Here is a 17,591-nt window from a genome sequence, read left to right as displayed (position 1 = left end):
GCCCCTAAAGCGGGGCGGCGGCGCCATTCTCAAAAGGTGGTTGGGCAACGAGAGCATCCGTGAATCGAGTTGCCATTAGGGGCTGAGTTAGTTGCCGCGGCCGCAACGTTCTGTCGCCTAGGCACGGATCAGCGGGCGATGCGACCCTTGTCCAGCTGCGGCAGATCGCGCAGGTAGCTTTCCAGCATGGTCATCAGCTGCGCGGGGCCTGGCGGCAGGCGTCGGCCCAGGCGCCGGATCAGCGAGACCGGCGTCTGTTCGCTGAAGGCCGGGTTGTCCAGCGGCAACGCCACGAACTGACCCTTGGCCAGTTCCTTGGACGCGGCCAGCACCGAGAACAGGGTGATGAACTGCCCGGAGTGCAGCAAGTCGCGGATCATGTTGATCGAGTTGGAGGTCACGCACGGCTCCAGCGTGATCTGCTCGGCGGCCTCGCCCTGGCGCAGCAGCTGGCGGGTGCGGTTGGAGGCCTCGGGCAGGCAGAGGTTGTAGCTGGCCAGGTCGGACAGCCTGACGCTGTCGCGGCTGGCCAGCGGATGGTTGTGCTTCATCACCACGCACAGCGGCTGCGGTACGGCGTGCTGGATGCGGATGCGCGGATCGTCGGTCGGCCCATATATCAGGCCAAGGTGGGCCTCGTCCTCGGCCACCATGCGGGTGACCTCGTTGGAAGACACCACCATATGCACGCTCAGAGTGATGCCGGCATGGCGTTTGGTGAAGGCCGAGACCACCTCGGTCAGGCCCTTGCCGATGAAGCCTTCACCCAGGGCCAGCTTGACCCGGCCCGAGCGCAGCGATTTCAGGTCGGCCAGTTGCGACTCGAAGTTTTCGCCGTGAGCCAGTTGCTCCTGGTAGAAGCGGACGCCCAGCTCGCCGGCCTCGGTCAGGATGATGTTGCGGCGGCCGTGTTCGATCATGGTCACGCCAGCCTCCGCTTCCAGCTGCGCGATCTGGCGGCTGATCGAGGACACCGCCACCCCCAGCTTGTCGGCCGCCGCGCGCATGGAGCCCAGTCGGTGCGATTCGTAGAGGTAGCGGAAATTGAGGCTGTGCATGGCGGCCGGCGGCGGGGAACGCGACGCTGCTTTTATAGCAGGCACGGATCGCACGCGCCCGACGCCGGCGCGCAAGGCATGGCCTGGCGCGGCCTTCGCGATCGCTGCGCAGTTGGCGCCGTCCGATGAGGCGACATCGCGTCCTCGGGATCCGTCCCAGGCACCACTCGCGCCAGGTCGACCGGTCGCACGTCTACAGCAATCCCGCCCGACTTGTCCCTGAGTGCGTTTCGGGTGAATCGCTCGGAGCGGCGTAGTACCCTCTCCGCTTCGTACTGGCTTCGATGTGCAGGTCCAATAGATGCGCGAACGTGTTGCGGCGACCCCGCGCCGGCGCCGCAGCGCCTGGCCCAGATCGATCCCGCGCTCGGCAGCCTGGCCCAGTTGCGGGTATCTTCATAATGCAGGAAAGCCTCGCTCGCATACGATGGCGTGCGCGTATCGATTCAACGATGTAAGTGACTGATGTGAAAAGGGAAAAGGTTGTCCGTAGCGCCTATGATGGACTGGACGGACAGCTACGCCGCAGAAGGATTTTCGGGGCATTGGTACGTTATAGGTACAAGCCGAAAGCGCGCAGGAACAGAAAAGCCACCCTTGGCGGCTTTCTCGATGGTTTCACTGACGGGCAGCTGCGCAGGGTGTGCCCCCACACGCGTTGCTGGAGCCTATGGCCAACAAGCACAGTGCCAAGCCGCTGCCGTGACGCACTCGCCAAGGCCGCGACACCCCGACGTGGCTGAGTGGTGGGCTAGCGGTGAACACATAAGGCCAGATGAAGACACAAGAGAAGAAGCCGCCCAAAGGCGGCTTCTCTATTTACGCTTTACGCTCGCGGCAGGTTCGCCGCCATTTCCCTGTCTTTATAAAGCCTCTGATATAGCTTTTTTGCTAGGTCGTATTCGATTGGCGTACTAGTCTTCTTGAGTACGTCGTTCACTGTAATGCCGTCCTCGCACATGCTATATGAACCGCACTCAATCGCACTGGTTAGTCCTCCCGCGCCGCAGCCCCCAGACAGATCGCAAACAAGCATTTGCGACGCGATCCATTGGGCCTTGCTCAGTGCAATCTTTTCGCTCGCCGTTTCTGCGAGGTCTTGCCCGAACTGCCATTGTCCGCCATCGTTATCGCTTGATCCTGCCAAAATGCTAGCCGCGTTATAAATGGCCGAGGGGCTCTTGGAGGTTAGAAACAATTGCTCGGCAGATGCACGCTCAGCGCGGTTCAAACCCTTGCCGCTCGCAGCCTCCCAGGCAAGATCTTGAGCGAGGTTTACATCGTTCTCTCCCATAGCAAGCAGCTCATTCTGATAGGACTCAGAGCTTCCCGAGAAGTCCTTGCAAAAAGATTGCACATAGCGGCTGTAGACTTGATGCGACTGGGAACCGGCCTGCAGTCCGTATGACTTTTCGCTTGCTCTCCGGGCCCCGTCCTCACAAACACGAGCCGCGCTCACCAAATACGCGAGCCCTTGAGCTTTATCTGCAGGGCTCGCATTAATCACTCGCTGCCGCAATGACTCAAAAGAGCTCGAACCTTCCAAGGTGAGCCTCATTCCCGGAGCTCCAGGAATAGCCCGATCCACCTGAGGTTTGATGTTATTCACTTCAGCGGCTGGGCGGCTCTCAGCCTTTGCCAGCGCCTCAGTGGTCGCGAGCTGCTGCTCATGGCGGATAAAGATAAACGTGCCCGCTGCCAGAGAAAATAATGCGGCTGCTGTGGCCAGATATGACGCTTTCATTTGCATATCCCTGTCGCTACGAATTGAAGGCTTCCAGACGAAGTGATTCTGGTGTATTTCTGAGATTGTCCGGTCGTCGACATGAGGAGGGTTACCGTTTTTCCTAATTCCAGATAAGGGTCTACGCTAATATAATATTGCACCTCACGTCTCAAAACCACGTCTTCATCAGAGCATTCCCTATTCATGCTTCGAATTTGTTTAAGCTTTGTATTAACAGATACTCCTTCCGCAATTGGGACAAAGACGCCACCGCCAGCACCGCCGCCTCCAGAACCACCACTACCGGAACCTGGGCCAGTTCCGTTAATTGGACCCTCGTCTTCCCAGCATACGACTTGAGGGACGTTGTCTACATAGCCTGTCGTGCAAGTCTGGCCTGGCGATGTTTGGACTGCCAATGCTCGAGTAGTCACTAGCAGTCCTATGCCCACCAAGAGAACAGAAAAAGTGCTGCGCCAACTGCGAAGATCCATCTGCTGGTCCTTGTCGAATTGTTGGAAACAGATCCGTCACCAAGCGGCCAACCGCCGCGCCTTCCTTTTTTTATCTTGACGGGAGACCGCGGCAACATGTTGTGCGCGTCCTGGGACTAGTTGCAATGCCAGTTTTGGTCACCAGAAGCCGCTACCCCCGATGGACCAAGTCGCATGATTTACACCCCTCGGCCTTGGGTTGTCGTTGCTCGTCTCGCGAGTCCGCCAATTCACGGACGTCGTAGACGTCGCCGGACTGGGTCGTGTCGACCGCCCTCACCTAGGTCGGCTCCTCTAGCCGCCGGTCGATCAGCTGCCTGACCGATCGTCCTCATCGCTCACCGTCAAGCGCACCGCCTTGGGCCTCGGACGCGACCAATTTTTCGCTCATTCGATCGTCCCACGCCTTGCCGCCGTATTGGTGGGGGAGGTGGGGTTTGGGACTTGTGACATTTGCGGAGCACAATGGCGCGGTACTTGCCGCCGCGCGCTTGGTAGGTTGCCATCGGTGCACCGCGCCAAGGTGTACCACTGCGGGTGGTGTACCAGTGGTACAGCGCTGGGGAAAACGGGCGAAGATCAGGGAAAAATCGAGAATGTTGGCAGTAAGAGATGCAGGCTGAGCTACTGGAAAATAAGGGAAATGGCGCATTGAAGCTGTCTGTGGCCCCCATGATGGACTGGACCGACCGCCATTGTCGGGCGTTCCATCGGGTGCTGGCGCCGGGCGCCTTGCTCTATACCGAGATGGTCCATGCCAATGCGGTGCTGCAGGGCGATCGGGAGCGGCTGCTCGGCTATGACGCCTCCGAGCATCCGGTGGCGCTGCAGCTGGGCGGCAGCGAGCCCGAGCGGCTGGCCGCGGCCGCGCGCATCGGGCAGGACTACGGCTACGACGAGGTCAACCTCAATGTCGGCTGTCCCTCCGACCGGGTGCAGGCCGGGCGCTTCGGTGCCTGTCTGATGAAGGAGCCGGCGCTGGTGGCCGAATGCATCGCCGCCATGCGCGCGGCGGTGTCCATCCCGGTCACGGTCAAGTGCCGGCTGGGCGTGGACGAGCTGGAGGACTACGCGCACTTCGCCGGCTTCATCGACACGGTCGCCGCGACCGGCTGCGACACCTTCATCGTCCACGCGCGCAAGGCCTGGCTCGATGGCCTGTCGCCCAAGGAGAACCGCGAGATCCCGCCGCTGCGCTACGAGTGGGCCTACCAGCTCAAGCGCGAGCGTCCGCAGCTGACGATCTCGCTCAATGGCGGCATCGCCGACCTGGAGGCGATCGCCACGCACCTGACGCAGGTCGATGCGGTGATGCTGGGGCGCGCGGCCTATCACGATCCCTATCTGCTGCATCGTGCCGACGCGCGGCTGGCCGGCACGCAGGTGCGCCCGCGCGAGGAGCTGCTGCGCGCGCTGCGCCCTTACGTCGAGGCGGCGCTGGCGCGCGGTGTCGCGCTCAAGCACATCACCCGCCACGTGCTGGGCCTGTATGCCGGCCAGCCGGGCGGGCGCCAGTTCCGCCAGATCCTGAGCGAAGGTGCGCATCGCCCCGGCGCCGACTGGTCGCTGGTCGAACGCGCGCTGGCCGCCACCGGCGCGCCGCTGACCGCCGCCGCCTGAGGCCGGTGCGCCGGTGATCACGCGCGATCCGCAGGCCTTCCTCGCCCTGGCGCGCACGCTCGCGCCGGACTGGGGCGCCGCCACGGCGCGGGGCGTTTTTCTGGTGTCGCCCGACGGTTTTGCCCGAGCCGAGGAATCGGCCCGCGACAATGTCTACATGGCGAACGAGGGCTTCGACGCGGCCGCGGCACTGGCCGAGCACCGCGCCCTGCATCAGGCGCTGTCGGCGCAGCTGCCGGTGGTTGCCTTCGCCGGCGATGCGGCCACGCCCGATGCGCTGTTTCCCAACAACGTTTTCGCCACCGTGCCGGGCCGCGCGATCGTCGGGCGCATGCGCCATCCGGTGCGCCAGCGCGAGGCTGCGCGCGGCGATATCCGGGCCTTCTTCACCGACGTGCTCGGCTATGCGCTGGAAGACCTCTCGACCCAGGCCCATCCATGCGAGCTGACCGGGTCGCTGGTGATCGACCGCGCGCGCGGCCTGGCCATCTGCGGACTTTCCGAACGCTGCGACGCGCAGGGCGCGGCGCTGATGCACGCCGCCTTCGGCCTGCGGGCCACGCTGCTGGTGGACTTGGCGCCGGGCGAGTACCACACCAACGTGGTCCTGGCGCTGCTGGCCGGCCGCGCCGCGCTGGTCAGCCCCGCCGGCTTCGCCGACCCGGCACCGCTGCTGGCGGTGCTGCAGGCGCTGTACGGTCCGCATGTGATCGGACTGGACGCGGCCGAGCAGCACGCCTTCGCCGGCAATGCGATCAGCCTGAGGCCCGATTCGGTGTGGATGAGCCGCACCGCGCACCGGGCGCTGCGCCCGGCGACGCTGGCGTCGCTGGAGGCGGCCGGCCTGGAGCCGCGGTCCGTGCCGCTGCCCGCCATCGAGGCCGCCGGCGGTTCGCTAAGATGCTGTGTGGGCGAGCTTTTCTGATCCGGCCCGGCGCCTGAACGAGTCCGCATCCCCGTTCAGAAAATTCAGAACGGATTCACCGCGGCGCCCCAAGACTGGCCCCTTCCTCGCCACCGGAGTGTCGGTCGCGGTTCATCCCACCGCGCGAATAGCCGTTACGATTCCGTTATGACCAGCTCACGCGCTCTAGATGCCCTTTTAACCGCCGCGCTCCTGCTCGGCGCGACGTCTGCGGCGTGGGCGCAGGTCGATCCGGGCATCGCCCCGGTCCTCCAGCGTGGCCCGGGTGGCCGCCTGGACGCGGCCGACGCGGTGCGCCGCGCCCAGGCCGAGAGTGGCGGGCGTGTGCTGGGCGCCGAGCGCGTGCAGTTCGACGGCCGCGACATCATGCGGGTCAAGGTGATGGATCAGGACGGGCGCGTGCGCTACATGGACAGCGACTCGATGAGCCGGCTCGACACGAGTCGCGGCGATCCGGGCCCGGAACGCGGCGACTGACTTCCCGCCGATGCGTCCACGCGGGCCTAACCCCCCTCGCCCTTAAGCTGAACGGCATGGCGAGCCGTTCAGCTTGCCACCCCATACTCAGCAACGTCCCCATTTCAGTTAGGAAGACTCCATGCGCATTCTGCTGGTCGAAGACGAAGCTCCGCTGCGTGAAACCCTGGCCGCTCGCCTGAAGCGCGAAGGCTTTGCCGTCGATGCCGCGCAGGACGGCGAGGAAGGCCTGTACATGGGCCGCGAGGTGCCCTTCGACGTGGGCATCATCGACCTGGGCCTGCCCAAGATGTCGGGCATGGAGCTGATCAAGGCGCTGCGCGATGAGGGCAAGAAGTTCCCGGTGCTGATCCTGACCGCGCGTTCGAGCTGGCAGGACAAGGTCGAGGGCCTCAAGCAGGGCGCCGACGACTACCTGGTCAAGCCCTTCCACGTCGAGGAGTTGCTCGCCCGCGTCAACGCGCTGCTGCGCCGCGCCGCCGGCTGGAGCAAGCCCACGCTGGAGTGCGGTCCGGTCGCGCTGGATCTGGCCGCGCAGACGGTCAGCGTCAACGGCAGCAATGTCGATCTGACCAGCTACGAGTACAAGGTCCTCGAGTATCTGATGATGCACGCAGGCGAGCTGGTCTCGAAGGCCGACCTGACCGAGCACATCTACCAGCAGGACTTCGACCGCGACTCCAACGTGCTGGAGGTCTTCATCGGCCGCCTGCGCAAGAAGCTCGATCCGGACGGCGCGCTCAAGCCGATCGAAACCGTGCGCGGCCGCGGCTACCGCTTCGCCATCCCGCGCAACGAGGGCTGATGCCCGGGGCCGCGCCTTCCGCGCAGGCCCCGGCGGCAGGGCGCGAACGCATCGTCCGGTGGCGCCCGCGCTCGCTGCGGGCGCGCCAGCTGCTGGCCGCCAGCGTGGGCCTGGTGGCGTTCCTCGCGCTGGCCGGCGTGGCGCTGGACCGCGCCTTCGTCACCACGGCCGAGGACAACCTGCAGCGGCGCCTGGAAGGCTATGCGTATTCGTTCGCCAACAAGGTGGACTTCGCCCGCGACGGGTCGCTGATTAATCCATCGGATGCGGCGACGGTGATTGATCCGCGCTTCGGCCAGCCCGGTAGCGGGCTGTACGCGCAGATCGTGCTGCCCAATCCGGAGGCCGGCTGGGGGTCGGATTCGACTTTGGGCCCGTATCTGCCGCAGGGCAAGATGCTCAAGCCCAACGACAAGGTCTTCGAAGGCCCACTGGACATGGTCCAGCTGGACGGGCGCGACGGGGCGATCTATCGCTTCGGCCTGGGCACGGTGTGGGCCGCGCGCGGGCCCAAGAGCGAGTTCTCCTATTCGATCTACGTGCTCGAAGACACGCAGGTGCTCGACTCGCAGCTGCAGACCTTCCGCCATGCGCTGTGGGTCTATCTGGGCAGCGCGGGCGTGGTGCTGCTGCTGCTGCAGGGGCTGATCCTCAACTGGAGCCTGCGCCCGCTGCAGCGCGTGATCAATGAGCTCAAGCGGGTCCAGCGCGGTGAAGCCAAGGGCATGACCGAGCACCATCCGCGCGAGCTGGAGCCGCTGACCGAGAGCATCAACGCCTTCATCGATTCCGAGCGCGAAAACCTGGAGCGCCAGCGCAACACGCTGGCCGACCTGGCGCATAGCCTGAAGACGCCGCTGGCGGTGCTGCGCGCGCAGCTGGACGACGGCGTGCACGCCAATGCGCTGCGCGAGGAGCTCAACGTCCAGCTCAAGCGCATGAACGATCTGGTGTCCTATCAGCTGGCGCGCGCGGCCTCCACCGGCCACAAGCTGTTCTCGGCGCCGGTGGACATCGAGCCGCACGCCGACCAGATCGTGCGTGGGCTGGAGAAGGTCTATGCGGCCAAGGGCGTGATCTGCGAGTTCGAGATCGATCCGTCCGCGCGCTTCCACGGCGAGGTGGGCGACCTGCAGGAGCTGATGGGCAATCTGCTGGAGAACGCGTTCAAGTGGGCACGCTCGCGCGTGCTGCTGACCGTCGCGCCGATCAATTCCGCCGGCAATCGCCGCGCCGGCCTGCTGCTGGCGGTGGACGACGATGGCCCGGGCATCGCCGAGGACAATGTCGCCAATATCCTGCAGCGCGGCGTGCGCGGCGACGAGCGCGTGCAGGGCCATGGCATCGGCCTGTCGATCGTGCAGGACCTGGTGCGTGGCTATCGCGGCGAACTGACCGTCAGCCGTTCGCAGGAGCTGGGCGGCGCGCGGTTCGAGGTGAAGCTGCCTGAGGGGCTGTGAGTCGGCCCCAGCTGCGCAGGCAGCTTGGGAAGTAACGTCCTTCTTCGACTTTGACCCTCCTTGTTCGCCGCCGAGCAGGCGACGGAGTTGGACATCAGGAGCCGCGGGCAACTTCCTACCGTCGCGAAAGCGGGAACCCATGGACGTTGCGCGACCTGGGCGGACGTCCATGGATCCCCGCGTTCGCGGGGATGACGGCTTTTTGTTCTTGCCGTGCTACCGGACTCGACGCAGCAAGCTTCCCAAGCGAGGTTTGAGCCCGCAAGCTTCCTGATCGATTCCCGATTCCCGATTCCCGATTCCCGCCGCCGCGCCGCGGCGTTAGAACAGCGCCGGCGGCGCGCCGTACAGCCTGACCAGGTGTTCGGCGACTTCCGGCATCGCCTCGCGCAGCACCTGCGGGGCGGAGAAGTGGTATTCGCTGACCACGGCGAAGAATTCCTCCGGCGACTCGGCCGCATAGCCGTCGATGCGGGTGCGCTTGCCGGCGTCCACGCGCAGGCACAGGGCGTCGTAGTGCTGCTGGAAGTCCTTGGCCCAGGCGCGCTGCCAGCTGCCGGGCAGGGGCGGGCTGCCGTCGAGCACGCCGTTGAGGCCGTCGAGCTTGTGCGCCATCTCGTGCACGGCCACGCAGTAGCCGGCGGCCGGGTCTTCGATATCGGCCTGGACGTCGGCCCAGGACAGGATCAGCGGGCCGCTGTCCCAGGATTCGCCGGCCAGTTCGTCCTCCCACTCGTGCAGCACGCCGGCCGCATCGACATGGCTGCGCTGCACGCGGAACGCCTCGGGATACACGATCAGCTGCGACCAGCCGCGCAGCCCGCCGATGCCGAACTCCAGCAGCGGCAGGCAGCACAGCGCGGCCAGCTGCACGCGTGCATGCTCGTCCAGCTCCAGGCCACCCAGCGCCGTGATGGTCTTCTGATGGAGAAAGCGCGCCGCCAGGGCGCGCAGTGTCTCGCGCTGGGACGGCTGCAGGCCGCGGACCCACGGCAGGCCGTCGCTGGCCTGCTGCCAGAGGGCGTCATCGAGGGAGGGCGGCTGGCCGCGCAGCCAGCGCAACAGCGGCTGGATCAGCGGAACATCCCGGGCAGGAAGCTGTTCCACTTGGGCGCGCGCAGGCGCAGCACGCCTTCGTCGTCGCCACCGCCGCCCTGGCTGGTCGCCGGTGCGGCGGCGTGGCCGTAGCCGGACGCCGGACTGCTCTTGTCCGCTGTCGCGCCGGTGGTGGACTCGCCGGCGCGATTGCCCGACGCTGCCGGTGCGGTCGCGGCCACGGCAGTGCGCCCGTTCTGGGCCAGCACGGGCGAGGCGACGCAGGACAGCAGCACAACGGCAAGGCAGGCGCGAAGCATCGGAAGACTCCGGGGCGGGGCACACAGCGGCGAAACCCGATCATAACGCGCTTTTGACTTCCTGTACGCCATGACAGCGTCCGCCGCGCCTCCCCATAATGGCGGCCTGATGACCGCCCTCCCTGTTCAGTCTCCCGCGTCCGCCGAGCGCGAGCGCCAGCTCCTGTCGCGCCTGATGCGGGGGCCGGTCTCCGGCGACCTGCTGGCGCAGGAGACCGGGCTGACTCGGACCGCCATCTGGAAGCGGGTCCAGGCCCTGCGCGAGGCCGGCATCGCCATCGCCGGCAGCGCCGGTCAGGGCTACGCGCTGCAGGGCCCGCTGGAATTGCTGGACGCCGATGCTCTACGCGCGGCGCTGCCGGCCCAGGCGCTCGCCCTGATCGCCCAACTGGAGGTGGCCTGGAGCCTGGATTCCACCAACAGCGAGCTCCTGCGCCGCACCAGCCCGGACCACGGCTGCGCCGTGCTGCTGGCCGAGCGTCAGACCGGCGGCCGCGGCCGCCGCGGACGCAGCTGGGCCTCGCCCCTGGCCGCGCATATTTATCTGTCGGTGGCCCGGCGCTACAGCGGCGGCCTGGCCCGGCTGGGCGGGCTGAGCCTGGTGGCCGGCGTGGCGGTGGCCGAGGCGCTGCGCGCCCTGGGCCTGGCCCAGGTGGGCCTGAAGTGGCCCAACGATCTGGTGGTCGACGGGCGCAAGCTCGGCGGCCTGCTGGTCGAGGGCGGTGGCGAGGCCGGCGGCCCGGTCCGCGCGGTGGTCGGCATCGGGCTCAACGTGCGCATGCCGCAGGCGCAGGGCGAGGCGATCGACCAGCCCTGGATCGACCTGGCGGGCGCGCTGCCGACGCCGCCTGCGCGCCAGGCGGTGGTGGTGGCGGTGCTGGCGCAGCTGCTGCCGGCGCTGGCGCTGTTCGACAGCGAGGGGCTGTCGCCGTTCCTGCCGCGCTATGCCGCGCTGGATGCGCTGCGCGGACGCGCGGTGACGGTGAAGCTGGACGAGGGCGATGTGGCTGGCACCGCCGAGGGCATCGCCGAGGACGGCGCGCTGCGCGTGGCGACCACGCAGGGCCTGCGCGTCTTCCACGCCGGCGAAGTCAGCGTGCGTCCGGCATGAGTCGGGAGGCGATGCCGCAGCGCTGGCTGCTCGATCTCGGCAACACCCGGCTCAAGGCCGCGCCGCTGCAGGCCGACGGCCGGATCGGCGCGGTGATCGCGCTGGATCACGGACGCGGCGCCCTGCTGGACCAGCTGCGCGCGCAGCTGCCTGCGTATGGCGCGTCGGCTTGCCTGGCCAGCGTCGCCGCGCCGGCCCTGACCGCCGGCGTGCTGGAGGTCATGCAGGAACGCTTCCGGCTGGTCTCGCTGGCACGCACTCAAGCGCAGCTGGCCGGTTTGCGCGTGGCCTATGCCGAGCCGGCGCGGCTGGGCGTGGACCGCTTCCTGGCCATGCTCGGCGCGCGGGCGCGCGGCGCCGGGCCATGGCTGGTGGCCGGCGTGGGCACGGCGGTGACGATCGATCTGGTCGCCGCCGACGGGACGCACCTGGGCGGGCGCATCGCGCCGTCGCCGCAGCTGATGCGGCAGGCCCTGCACCGGGCCGCCGCGCAGCTGCCGGCCGAGGGCGGGGCGTTCGACGAGTTCGCCAGCGAGACGACCGACGCGCTGACCTCCGGCTGCGACGGCGCGGCGGTGGCCCTGATCGAACGCAGCCTGGCGCAGGGGGCGCAGCGCCTGGGCCAGACGCCGTCGCTGCTGCTGCATGGCGGCGGCAGCGCCCCGTTGGCGGCGCTGCTGCCGCAGGCGCAGCGCATCGACAGCCTGGTGCTGGAAGGCCTGGCCGTGTGGGCCGGGGTCTGCGCCGTGCCGGACCGATAGAATCCCGCGCCATGCTGATCCGTGCCCTGATCCTGTTGCTGGTCGTCCTCAACCTCGGCGTCGCCGCGTGGTGGCTGATGGCGCCGTCGTCGCCGGCGCCGGTGACGACCGCGCAGGTCGATGGTCTGCCCTTGCTGGAGACGCCCACCCCGCAGCAGCTGGCCCAGGCGCGTCGCGCCGCGGCCAGCCGTCCGGCGGTCGAGGCGCCACCATCGCCGCAGCTGGTCGAGGCCAAGCCGAGCACGGCCGTGCCCGCGACGCCGGCGCCGCAGGCCAAGCCGGTCGCGCCGCCCAAGCCGGCGCCCGTCGCCGCGCCCACGTCTGCGCCGGAACCGCCGCCCAAGCCGGCGCCGCTGGCCTGCACCGCGCTGGGTCCGTTCGACAGCGAGGCCGAGGCGCGCGCCGCCCAGGGCCGGCTCAAGCCGGCGCCCGCGTCGGCCAGGCTGCGCAGCCAGAACCAGCCGGCCCGCGCCTACTCGGTGATGGCGCCGTTCGCCGATCGCGCCGCGGCCGAGGACATGGCCCGGCGGATCACGGCCGCCGGCTTCGACGACCTGATGGTGATCTCCAACGGGCCGTCCTCGGGCGTGGCGCTGGGCCGCTACAGCACGCGCGAGGCCGCCCAGCGCCGCCAGCGCGACCTGGAGGCGGCCGGCTTCGATGCGCGCATGGAAGCGGTCGGTCCCGAGGGCCCGGTGCAGTGGTGGCTCGACGTGCGCGCCAGCGCGCCGGCGACCGCGCTGCAGGGCCAGGCCGGGGCCACGCGCGCCGTGGCGCAGGACTGCGCACGCGCCAGCGGCTAGAATGCGCCGCGACGCGTCATCGCCGCTTTAGCTCAGCAGGTAGAGCAACCGCCTTGTAAGCGGTAGGTCGTCCGTTCGATTCGGACAAGCGGCACCATCTCCCGCAAGGCCGAACGGGCGCCTTGTGCAACCGAAGCTGACCGCTGTTCAGCGTGTTCACGCAGTTTCGACGAGGCGCTCGGCAGCCTTCACATCAAGGTTTTCCAAAGGGGAAAGCCGGGAAACCAACTTCGGAGAATTCCCAATGAAGCGCACGATCTGCCTGCTGGTGCTGTCCGTTTTCTTCGCCGGTTCGCTGGCTGCCTGCAACACCGTCAAGGGCGCCGGCAAGGACGTCCAGAAGGTCGGCAGCAAGATGGAAGATTCCGCCGACAAGACCGGCGGCACCGGGACCAAGTAATCCCGCTGCAGCGTTCAAACGATTCAACAAGGAAGCCGGCGCAAGCCGGCTTCTTTGTTCGTGCGCGCCGGTGACAGGTGCGACAGGCGCGGTGCGCTAACGACCCCTCCACGCGCGGCTCATGCGCGCGCAACACGCCGCCGGGCAGGCTGCCCGCACGGCATCGATCCGCCGTGTTGAAACCATGAGGTGAACGCATGAACAAGGACATCATCGCCGGCAACTGGAAGCAGCTCAAAGGCAAGGCCCAGGCCAAGTGGGGCGACCTGACCGACGACGTGTTCGACGTGGCCGAGGGCAACGCCGAGTACCTGGCCGGCAAGCTGCAGGAGCGCTACGGCTGGGACCGCGACCGCGCACAGAAGGAAGTGAACGCCTTCGAGCGTTCGCTGGACGAGCGCCACTGATCTTTCCCGGGCGCAGCGTGATCAGGCAACGGGCCCCGCGCGGGCCCGTTGTCGTTTGCGGCCGTGCTGGCACGTGCGACGGGCAGGCAGCCGCTTGGGCCGGGCAGTGGCCGCGGGCGGGTAAACTGGACGGCCCGCTTGCCACCGCATCGCCTTCGCATGAGCACCCGCGTCCTGACCGGCATCACCACTTCCGGCACGCCCCACCTGGGCAACTACGTGGGCGCGGTCCGCCCGGCCATCGCCGCCAGCCGCGCCGCCGACACGGAGAGCTTCTACTTCCTGGCCGACCTGCACAGCCTGATCAAGGCGCAGGATCCGGCGCGCACGCAGCGCTCGACGCTGGAGATCGCCGCGACCTGGCTGGCCGCCGGGCTGGAGCCGGACAAGGTGTGGTTCTACCGGCAGAGCGACATCCCCGAGATCTCCGAGCTGACCTGGTTCCTGACCTGCGTGGCCGGCAAGGGCATCCTCAACCGCGCCCATGCCTATAAGGCGGCGGTGGACAAGAACGTGGCCGACGGCGAGGACCCGGATGCGGGCGTGACCGCAGGCCTGTTCATGTACCCGGTGCTGATGGCCACCGACATCCTGCTGTTCAATGCGCACCAGGTGCCGGTGGGACGCGACCAGATCCAGCACATCGAGATGGCGCGCGATTTCGGCCAGCGCTTCAACCATGTCTACGGCCGCGAGTACTTCACCCTGCCCGAGGCGCTGATCGACGATCACGTCGCCACCTTGCCCGGCCTGGATGGCCGCAAGATGAGCAAGAGCTATGGCAACACGATCCCGCTGTTCGCGCCGCCGGCCGAGCTGAAGAAGCTGATCTTCTCCATCCTCACCGACTCGCGCGCGCCGGGTGAGGCCAAGGACACCGAGGGCTCGCCGCTGTTCCAGCTCTACCAGGCCTTCGCCTCGGCCGAGGAAACGGCCGATTTCGCCCAGGCCTATGCCGAGGGGATCGGCTGGGGCGATGCCAAGCAGCGCCTGTTCGAGCGCGTCGAGCGCGAGGTCGCACCGCTGCGCGAGCGCTACGAGACGCTGATCGCCAAGCCGGCGCGCATCGAGGAGATCCTGCGCGACGGCGCGCAGCGGCTGCGGGCCAAGTACGCCACGCCGTTCCTGGGCGAACTGCGCGATGCGATCGGGCTGCGCGACCTGTCCTCGGTGAGCACGGTGCAGGCGCAGACGGCGCCGAAGGCGTCCTTGCCGGTGTTCAAGCAGTATCGCGAGGCCGACGGCAAGTTCTACTTCAAGCTCTCCGATGCGCAGGGCCAGGTGCTGGTGCAGAGCCGCGGCTTCGACGCGCCGCGCGATGCGGGGCTGCGCGTGGCGGCGATGAAGGAGGCGAGTTCCGCCGATGCGCTGCCGGCGGCCGATGTCGAGCTGCGCGTTCCCGCCGACGAAGTGCTGGCCGCGCTGGCCGCGCTGCGCTAGGCCGCTGCGCAGGCCTAGCGCGCGCTTTCTGGGACCTTGCGACCAAGGCCGCATCGTGCGTGCACGGGGTGCTGCCTAGAATCGCCGCATCTTTCCGATTCGGCGCGCACGCCATGAGCCAGCACGGCATCCACACGGTCGACACCGCCTTCCAGCGCGACCACTTCGACGCGTGCTATCTCATCGTCGAACACGGGCGCGGCGCGTTCGTCGATTGCGGCACCAACCATTCGGTGCCGCTGCTGCTGCAGGCGATCGCGCGGGCCGGGCTGACGCCGGCCGGCATCGACTGGCTGCTGGCCACGCACATCCATCTGGACCACGCCGGCGGTGCCGGCCTGCTGCTGCAGCATCTGCCCAACGCCCGGGTCGTCGCGCATCCGCGCGCGGCGCCGCACCTGATCGACCCCTCGCGCATCATCGCCGGCGCCACCGCGGTGTACGGCGCCGAGGAGATCGAGCGCAGCTACGGCCAGGTGCAGCCGGTGCCGGAGTCGCGTGTGGTGGTGACCGAGGACGGCCATGTGGTCGACCACAACGGCCGCCCGCTGCTGTGCCTGGATACGCCGGGCCACGCCCGGCATCACTACTGCGTCTGGGACGCGCGCAGTGGGTGCTGGTTCACCGGCGACACCTTCGGCCTGTCCTATCGCGAGCTGGACGGCCCGCAGGGGCCCTTCATCCTGCCGACCAGTTCGCCGGTGCAGTTCGAGCCCGAAGCGCTCAAGCAGTCGATCGCGCGGATGCTCGCCTATGAGCCGCAGGGCATGTATCTGACCCACTATGACCGCGTCGGCTCCAGCTACGCCGAGGTCGAGAAGCTGGCGCAGGATCTGTACGAGCAGATCAATGCGATGGAGGCCCTGGGCCGCGACGCCGATGGCAAGCCCGACCGCCACGCGAAGCTGCTCGAGGCCCTGTCGACGCTGTACCTGCAGCGCGCCCGCGCGGCGCAGGTGCCGCTCGAGGATGCGCAGATCGAACGCGCGCTGGCGATGGACATCGAGCTCAATGCGCAGGGGCTGGCCTGCTGGTTGGATCGGGAGCGGCGGTGAGTGTGGTGCGCGTGGGGGTGGCCTTTTAGGCGCTGCTTGGCGCCGTTGTTTGCAACTCCTGTCGCTTCTCGCAAAAGCGGAAAAGCTAATAGCACCCCCTCCCAGTCTCCCCCTTCGCTGCGCGAAAGGGGAGGGGCGTGAGCTGCGTCTTGTCTCCTGGTGCGCGCTTCTGCCCCCTCCCTTTGGCCGAAGGCCGAGGGGAGGGCTGGGGAGGGGTTGCTCTTCGCGACAACGTCAAAGGTAAAGGCAAAGGCACCCCCTCCCAGCCTCCCCCTTCGCTGCGCGAAAGGGGAGGGGCGCTATCCGGTCTTGTCTGCTGGGGGCGCTTCGTCCGCGCTCTTGGCTACGCGCTCAGCGACTGGCCGCCGTCGACGGCCAGGATCTGGCCGGTGATCCAGCGTGCCGCGGGCGAGGCCAGGAAGACGGCGGCGTTGGCGATGTCTTCCACCGCACCGAACTCGCCGAACGGAATGCGCTCGCGGATGCGCGCGTACAGCGCCGGCTCCCGGGTGCGGCGCTGCTCCCACAGGCCGCCGGGGAACTCGATGGAGCCTGGCGCGATGGCGTTGACGCGGATCTTCTCGCGCGCCAGTTCGGTGGCCAGGGTCAGCGTGTAGTAGTTCAGCGCCGCCTTGGCGGTGGAATAAGCAGCCGCGCGCGGCGTGGGCACCTGGCCGTTGATCGAGGAGATGTTGAGGATGCTCGGGGAGGCGCTGCGGCGCAGATGCGGCAGGGCCAGTCGCGTGCTGCGCACGGCGGACATCAGGTCGACGTCGAAGCCGGCCTGCCAGCTGGCGTCGTCGCTGCCGTGGCCGTAGCCGGAGGCGTTGTTGATCAGCACGTCGATGCCGCCGAACGCGCCGGCCGCGGCCTCGATCCAGGCCGCGATCTGCGCGGGATCGGACAGATCGCAAGGCAGGGCGTGCACGGCCAGACCATGCCGGGAGAGATCGGCCACCGCGGCCTGCAGCGGCGCCTGGCCGCGCGCGCAGATCGACAGCTGGGCGCCGGCCGCGGCGCAGCCCTGCGCGATGGCCAGGCCGATGCCGCGGCTGCCGCCGGCCACCAGCACGCGCAGACCCTGCAGGCTGGAAGTGTTCATCGCCTCGTGCTCCTGTTCGAAAACGCCCATGATGCGCCTGTGCCGGTGAGCGCCGGGGCGGTGGCGATGAGCGCGGCATTCGCGCAATGGCCCGTGGTGGCCTCACAATGCCCGGCCCTCCCGTGGACCACGCCATGCGCAAGACCTACCACCTGGATATCGAAGGCCGGCATCCCGAGCGCCTGCTGGAGGCGGCCAAGCACGACATCCGCAAGTACCTCAAGCGCGAGCGCCGTAAGCCCTTGCCGGCCGGCGCGGACATCTGGGATTTCGATGCGCGCTTCGGCCAGGACGAGGCGGGCGCGCAGCCGCTGCAGCTGACCGAACTCATCCGCGCCATCGACCAGCATGTCGCGGCCGGCGCCGTGCAGTTCTATGTCGAACTGCTGCGCAAGCCGGGCAACCGCAATGCAAGGCCGCGTGGGCGCGATGGTGCGGCTGCCGCGGATGAGGGCGAGGATCTGTACGACGGCGACTGAGGTCGCCTGACGGCGAGCGCTGGTTGCGACAAGGCGCGTCGAGCGCCGTGGCACGCGCCGCCTGGACGTTTCGCGCCTAGGGCCAGTCGTTACGCCCCTGCTGTGGTTCCCGT

The 17,591-nt window shown here is 68.0% G+C and carries 18 protein-coding genes and 1 tRNA gene; 14 read left to right on the top strand and 5 right to left on the bottom strand.

Features of this window, described 5'->3' with window-relative positions; genetic code table 11:
* Nucleotides 1-128: 128 nt before the first annotated feature.
* Nucleotides 129-1,058 (bottom strand): LysR family transcriptional regulator, encoded by a 930-nt coding sequence (locus QE438_RS11980; RefSeq protein ID WP_165394684.1) that lies wholly within the window; start codon nt 1,056-1,058, stop codon nt 129-131.
* Nucleotides 1,059-1,884: 826 nt separating this feature from the next.
* Nucleotides 1,885-2,802, bottom strand: coding sequence for a hypothetical protein (locus QE438_RS11975; protein WP_306995395.1), 918 nt, complete (start codon nt 2,800-2,802; stop codon nt 1,885-1,887).
* Between the two features lie 1,088 nt (nt 2,803-3,890).
* On the opposite strand from QE438_RS11975, the gene dusA reads away from it, so the two are divergent.
* The 5 genes from dusA (at nt 3,891) to QE438_RS11950 (ending at nt 8,565) form a co-directional block, all read left to right on the top strand.
* Nucleotides 3,891-4,898: a tRNA dihydrouridine(20/20a) synthase DusA gene (gene dusA / locus QE438_RS11970; protein WP_306995397.1), complete on the top strand. Its 1,008-nt coding sequence runs from the start codon at nt 3,891-3,893 to the stop codon at nt 4,896-4,898.
* A gap of 13 nt (nt 4,899-4,911) precedes the next feature.
* Complete coding sequence (locus QE438_RS11965) at nt 4,912-5,823, top strand: arginine deiminase-related protein (RefSeq protein WP_306995399.1); 912 nt, start codon at nt 4,912-4,914, stop codon at nt 5,821-5,823.
* A 147-nt stretch (nt 5,824-5,970) separates the two neighbouring features.
* Complete coding sequence (locus QE438_RS11960; protein WP_306995401.1) at nt 5,971-6,300, top strand: hypothetical protein; 330 nt, start codon at nt 5,971-5,973, stop codon at nt 6,298-6,300.
* A 121-nt stretch (nt 6,301-6,421) separates the two neighbouring features.
* Nucleotides 6,422-7,105: a response regulator transcription factor gene (locus QE438_RS11955; protein WP_130516330.1), complete on the top strand. Its 684-nt coding sequence runs from the start codon at nt 6,422-6,424 to the stop codon at nt 7,103-7,105.
* Entirely contained in the window at nt 7,105-8,565 is a 1,461-nt protein-coding gene (locus QE438_RS11950) for a sensor histidine kinase (protein WP_130525069.1), read from the top strand. The genes QE438_RS11955 and QE438_RS11950 overlap by 1 nt, the downstream gene beginning before the upstream one ends.
* A 321-nt stretch (nt 8,566-8,886) precedes the next feature.
* Here QE438_RS11950 and QE438_RS11945 read toward each other — a convergent pair whose 3' ends face one another.
* Complete coding sequence (locus tag QE438_RS11945) at nt 8,887-9,672, bottom strand: M90 family metallopeptidase (RefSeq protein WP_205953497.1); 786 nt, start codon at nt 9,670-9,672, stop codon at nt 8,887-8,889.
* Nucleotides 9,639-9,920, bottom strand: a complete 282-nt coding sequence (locus QE438_RS11940; RefSeq protein ID WP_130516336.1) for a hypothetical protein — start codon at nt 9,918-9,920, stop codon at nt 9,639-9,641. Before QE438_RS11940 ends, QE438_RS11945 begins: the two co-directional genes overlap by 34 nt.
* Before the next feature lie 109 nt (nt 9,921-10,029).
* Between QE438_RS11940 and birA the strand changes: the two genes are divergently transcribed.
* The 8 genes from birA to QE438_RS11900 all read left to right on the top strand — a co-directional run bounded on the left by birA (nt 10,030) and on the right by QE438_RS11900 (nt 15,897).
* Nucleotides 10,030-11,031, top strand: coding sequence for a bifunctional biotin--[acetyl-CoA-carboxylase] ligase/biotin operon repressor BirA (birA, locus tag QE438_RS11935; protein ID WP_306995406.1), 1,002 nt, complete (start codon nt 10,030-10,032; stop codon nt 11,029-11,031).
* A complete protein-coding gene (locus QE438_RS11930) occupies nt 11,028-11,792 on the top strand; it encodes a type III pantothenate kinase (protein ID WP_307183923.1) in 765 nt (254 codons plus the stop codon). Before birA ends, QE438_RS11930 begins: the two co-directional genes overlap by 4 nt.
* 11 nt (nt 11,793-11,803) lie before the next feature.
* Nucleotides 11,804-12,595 (top strand): SPOR domain-containing protein, encoded by a 792-nt coding sequence (locus QE438_RS11925; RefSeq protein WP_306995408.1) that lies wholly within the window; start codon nt 11,804-11,806, stop codon nt 12,593-12,595.
* A gap of 21 nt (nt 12,596-12,616) precedes the next feature.
* Nucleotides 12,617-12,692, top strand: a tRNA-Thr gene (locus tag QE438_RS11920).
* A gap of 147 nt (nt 12,693-12,839) precedes the next feature.
* On the top strand, nt 12,840-12,995 hold the full coding sequence (locus tag QE438_RS11915) for an entericidin A/B family lipoprotein (protein ID WP_130516342.1): 156 nt from the start codon (nt 12,840-12,842) through the stop codon (nt 12,993-12,995).
* Between the two features lie 197 nt (nt 12,996-13,192).
* A complete protein-coding gene (locus QE438_RS11910; protein WP_130516345.1) occupies nt 13,193-13,402 on the top strand; it encodes a CsbD family protein in 210 nt (69 codons plus the stop codon).
* 159 nt (nt 13,403-13,561) lie between these two features.
* Entirely contained in the window at nt 13,562-14,842 is a 1,281-nt protein-coding gene (locus QE438_RS11905; protein WP_306995412.1) for a tryptophan--tRNA ligase, read from the top strand.
* A 113-nt stretch (nt 14,843-14,955) separates the two neighbouring features.
* The gene (locus QE438_RS11900; protein WP_306995413.1) at nt 14,956-15,897 is read left to right on the top strand and encodes an MBL fold metallo-hydrolase; all 942 of its coding nucleotides are present in this window, start codon (nt 14,956-14,958) and stop codon (nt 15,895-15,897) included.
* Nucleotides 15,898-16,240: 343 nt separating this feature from the next.
* Here QE438_RS11900 and QE438_RS11895 read toward each other — a convergent pair whose 3' ends face one another.
* Complete coding sequence (locus QE438_RS11895) at nt 16,241-16,999, bottom strand: SDR family oxidoreductase (RefSeq protein ID WP_306995416.1); 759 nt, start codon at nt 16,997-16,999, stop codon at nt 16,241-16,243.
* A 134-nt stretch (nt 17,000-17,133) separates the two neighbouring features.
* Here QE438_RS11895 and QE438_RS11890 point away from each other — a divergent pair, with 134 nt between their 5' ends.
* Nucleotides 17,134-17,478, top strand: a complete 345-nt coding sequence (locus tag QE438_RS11890; RefSeq protein ID WP_306995418.1) for a DUF6172 family protein — start codon at nt 17,134-17,136, stop codon at nt 17,476-17,478.
* Nucleotides 17,479-17,591 lie beyond the last annotated feature (113 nt).

It is taken from the genome of Pseudoxanthomonas sp. SORGH_AS_0997 (assembly GCF_031453535.1).
In the GTDB taxonomy this organism is placed as follows: Bacteria; Pseudomonadota; Gammaproteobacteria; order Xanthomonadales; family Xanthomonadaceae; genus Pseudoxanthomonas_A; species Pseudoxanthomonas_A winnipegensis.
Note: the sequence above shows the minus strand (reverse complement) of the source record. Positions and strands in the feature narration are given on the sequence as shown.

Excerpts from the sequence above, each read along its gene's own strand:
- QE438_RS11900 (WP_306995413.1), top strand. The coding sequence starts at position 14,956 with ATGAGCCAGCACGGCATCCACACGGTCGACACCGCCTTCCAGCGCGAC.
- QE438_RS11955 (WP_130516330.1), top strand. The coding sequence starts at position 6,422 with ATGCGCATTCTGCTGGTCGAAGACGAAGCTCCGCTGCGTGAAACCCTG.
- QE438_RS11930 (WP_307183923.1), top strand. The coding sequence starts at position 11,028 with ATGAGTCGGGAGGCGATGCCGCAGCGCTGGCTGCTCGATCTCGGCAAC.
- QE438_RS11915 (WP_130516342.1), top strand. The coding sequence starts at position 12,840 with ATGAAGCGCACGATCTGCCTGCTGGTGCTGTCCGTTTTCTTCGCCGGT.
- QE438_RS11960 (WP_306995401.1), top strand. The coding sequence starts at position 5,971 with ATGACCAGCTCACGCGCTCTAGATGCCCTTTTAACCGCCGCGCTCCTG.
- QE438_RS11950 (WP_130525069.1), top strand. The coding sequence starts at position 7,105 with ATGCCCGGGGCCGCGCCTTCCGCGCAGGCCCCGGCGGCAGGGCGCGAA.
- QE438_RS11905 (WP_306995412.1), top strand. The coding sequence starts at position 13,562 with ATGAGCACCCGCGTCCTGACCGGCATCACCACTTCCGGCACGCCCCAC.
- QE438_RS11925 (WP_306995408.1), top strand. The coding sequence starts at position 11,804 with ATGCTGATCCGTGCCCTGATCCTGTTGCTGGTCGTCCTCAACCTCGGC.
- QE438_RS11940 (WP_130516336.1), bottom strand. The coding sequence starts at position 9,920 with ATGCTTCGCGCCTGCCTTGCCGTTGTGCTGCTGTCCTGCGTCGCCTCG.
- QE438_RS11975 (WP_306995395.1), bottom strand. The coding sequence starts at position 2,802 with ATGAAAGCGTCATATCTGGCCACAGCAGCCGCATTATTTTCTCTGGCA.
- dusA (WP_306995397.1), top strand. The coding sequence starts at position 3,891 with ATGCAGGCTGAGCTACTGGAAAATAAGGGAAATGGCGCATTGAAGCTG.
- QE438_RS11890 (WP_306995418.1), top strand. The coding sequence starts at position 17,134 with ATGCGCAAGACCTACCACCTGGATATCGAAGGCCGGCATCCCGAGCGC.
- birA (WP_306995406.1), top strand. The coding sequence starts at position 10,030 with ATGACCGCCCTCCCTGTTCAGTCTCCCGCGTCCGCCGAGCGCGAGCGC.
- QE438_RS11910 (WP_130516345.1), top strand. The coding sequence starts at position 13,193 with ATGAACAAGGACATCATCGCCGGCAACTGGAAGCAGCTCAAAGGCAAG.
- QE438_RS11980 (WP_165394684.1), bottom strand. The coding sequence starts at position 1,058 with ATGCACAGCCTCAATTTCCGCTACCTCTACGAATCGCACCGACTGGGC.
- QE438_RS11895 (WP_306995416.1), bottom strand. The coding sequence starts at position 16,999 with ATGAACACTTCCAGCCTGCAGGGTCTGCGCGTGCTGGTGGCCGGCGGC.